We start from the raw sequence: 2,980 nt of genomic DNA, 5'->3' as shown, positions 1-2,980 counted from the left end.
TCTGTAATGGGGCAATATGCTGTTGTATGAGTACCAATTTGCATTGTAAGTACTTGTATACGCTCAGACTTTCCGTTTTTAGTTGGGAATAGCTTTTCGGATACGACTGTAATTAAGCCTTTTCCTACAGTACGCTCACGTTTCATACGGGCTAATTCCTCTAGTTCATGATCACGTACTCGCTCAAATTGATTAAAGTTTGTTTCTAACACCGTGTCACCTTGTGGATTCTCTGTTTCAAAAGCCATTCCAAGTTCTTCTACAGTTTGAGTGTTTGTCTTATCTTCTGCCATTATATTTTCCTCCTAGAACGTAAAAAAGGACACACCTGTACCGTTGGGATGGTACGTAAGGTGTGTCCTTCACGTAAATTATTGTTTATTTATATAGTTGTTAATATAAATATAATGGTATTTCTACTCAAATGCAAGAATAATTTTAAAATCATAAGTTTGCTATAGATTCATTCATACCAGGTCTAGAACCATACCAATATTGTCCGGCCATTTCATTTACTTGGATAGTAGCATCAGAAAATTCCTCTTTCTCCACAAATTTTGCCTTAATTTGTTTTATAATTTGAATTTGATTATTATACGCGATAGAAGCAGTATACGTGTATGCCTCCTGTGTCTGAAGTTCATCTGCTGTAAGTATTTTCTCCCCCGCGACTTCATAAAGTAAATCCGAGAAAATGTTCGCATCGTATGATGAAATACCCCCAAATACGATGTTGTTTCTAAAATTAGCAATTAAAGAATGTAAATATTCGGGAGAGTATTTTTGAGATATTTCCGATAATGACTCATCAGTAACGGTGATTATTAACTTGTATTTTCGAGCTTGTTTCAGAAGTTCGATAAATGGTTCTACAATATAGTTTGTAATTTTATCTACAACTAGATGATGGAATGATAAACCTAGTTCCCTTTGGAATACGGACTGCTGCAGACTCATTAAAATGAATTTTCCTAATACATTAGATAGGTCGCCAAGTTCCTCTTGCGCGGTATTAACTAATAATACCCCACCATATTCTAAATGGCTGTTAAAATCAAAGGTAGAATCATCAAACAATACACGACGTATTAATTCGTTTGCAGAGAGTTCTTTCACTATGATATACAATTCCTTAACATGTTCTGCTTTATTATCATAGTACATTGGCTGTCCTTGATATTTTCCGGATTTATGAATGACGGTTTTCCCTTCCGAATCTTTCTTTTCTTGAATTGTATGATCAAACCAAGCATCAACTTCTTTCGCAAGTTCATACTCTTTGATTCGCTCTTTAGGAGCAGTTTTACTTTTCACCACTTCGCTTAATAGGTCTATACGTAACTTTAAAAGTTTATGCATATAGCGTACGTGTTCTACATCTTCATACATTCTACTAATATCATCAAATGTTGCAGTTCTTTCAGGGCTATGGAGTTTTAACAAATAGACATAATTTTTTATATGGTTAATTTGAGACTGCTGAAAGAACACATCATCAGAATTAGCTATTTCTTTTATAGCCATTGCGAAAACCTCTGCAACTTTATCAACGGGTCCATGTAATATATTTATTCCTTTTGTATTTGGATTAGTTGGATCAATGTAGAAAACCGAGTTTTCCGGGATTTTATGTGCTTGTACTAAATTAAATACTCTGCGACATAAATTATTATCTGGTGAAATAACAGTTATACCGTTTAAGATATCGTCTGCTATGTTATCAGAATTATGCTTAGTTAATTCCTTTTCGTATTGATTTATGAAGTGAGTTATATGATGTAAGTCTTGGTTAATTATAGGAATAGTTAATTGAGCGTGTTTACCAGAGCCAATTGGCCCTACAATACAACTGTTCAGTATTCTATCATGGCTATTGATGTAAATTGTTTTTTCGCTTGTTTTTTCTGTTCCAAGTTCTACATGTGGTAAAGTTACTGTTTTCATTTTCTTTCCTCCTAAAACGCAAATAAGGACACACCTGTACCGTTGGGATGGTACGTAAGGTGTGTCCTTCACGTAAGTTATAGTTTGTTTAATTATTAATTTGAATATACACTTTTAAAAGATTAATTACAAGTGGGTTTTTGAGATTCGTTCATAGTAGTCAAATTAAGCCTGCTCTTCATACACATTAATTAAAATCAATTACGTATGATCAAATAATAATGTACAATTGGATTTCTCAATAACAAAGCAAAGTTCTCATAATAGAAACTATGCTTCATTAGAATTTAAATTATGTGGTTGTTAAAAATACACTTTTTAATATCGATATCGGTATTTCAGGAAAAATGTAATAAAACACCGAATCAACAATTAAAAATAAAATGATGAATGAACATATCTTTTTTCCAAAAAAGTGTATCTGTAAAATAAAAATCCTACTAATAAAGCCAAACACCCTAAGATTAGACTAAACAAAAACAAGTGTCCAATGGCATGAGAAAGTTGGATTTCACTTACGTTTTCGAATACTAGATGAATATCATCTCTTATCTCTTGATTACTTTTTAAGTACACACGTATTAATTTAATTGTAATGATAGAGATAGCAACCATACATATCTTTTTTATAAAGGATTGGATTTTCTGCTTTTGTTCCGTATTCACCTAATCCCCTCCTATTGTATCTTTGATTCTTAATAATCTCTTATACTCTTGTTTTGATTGAACCCTTAAAAGAAAATCTCGAATGCAGTATTACTTAATTTAAGGTCTACAAACTATTAATCAAAGAAATTGTTCAATTCCTTACTCATTACGTTAGATGTTTTGTGCTTTGGTTTCTCATTTTTATTAACCAGCGACTGCGTAGTATTATTCTTATTTTTTTGCTGAAATCTTAAGTACTCTTGGCGTTCTTTGTAGCTCATACGTTTATGTTCTGGTTGCTTCTCATCATTTTTCGAATGCTCTTCTCTATTTTTTTCTAAGTTTTCTTGTACCGTAATACTAATAGATTCGTAAACTTTTGCTACAT

2 protein-coding genes and 2 pseudogenes are annotated in these 2,980 nt (G+C 32.2%); all 4 read right to left on the bottom strand.

Annotation, left to right across the window (positions count from 1 at the left end; genetic code table 11):
- Positions 1-293: pseudogene (locus tag FOT98_RS27650) on the bottom strand (RNA-binding protein); the annotation flags it as partial.
- A 151-nt stretch (positions 294-444) separates the two neighbouring features.
- A complete protein-coding gene (locus FOT98_RS27640) occupies positions 445-1,944 on the bottom strand; it encodes a P-loop NTPase family protein (protein WP_002042320.1) in 1,500 nt (499 codons plus the stop codon).
- A 372-nt stretch (positions 1,945-2,316) separates the two neighbouring features.
- Positions 2,317-2,610, bottom strand: a complete 294-nt coding sequence (locus tag FOT98_RS27635; RefSeq protein ID WP_001091104.1) for a hypothetical protein — start codon at positions 2,608-2,610, stop codon at positions 2,317-2,319.
- A 116-nt stretch (positions 2,611-2,726) separates the two neighbouring features.
- A pseudogene (locus FOT98_RS27630) lies at positions 2,727-2,980 on the bottom strand (DNA translocase FtsK); the annotation flags it as partial.

Origin of the sequence: Bacillus sp. HY001 (assembly GCF_007558965.1) — a bacterium.
In the GTDB taxonomy this organism is placed as follows: domain Bacteria; phylum Bacillota; class Bacilli; order Bacillales; family Bacillaceae_G; genus Bacillus_A; species Bacillus_A mobilis.
The sequence above is the reverse complement of the archived record's forward strand: the minus strand, read 5'-3'. Positions and strand labels throughout refer to the sequence as shown.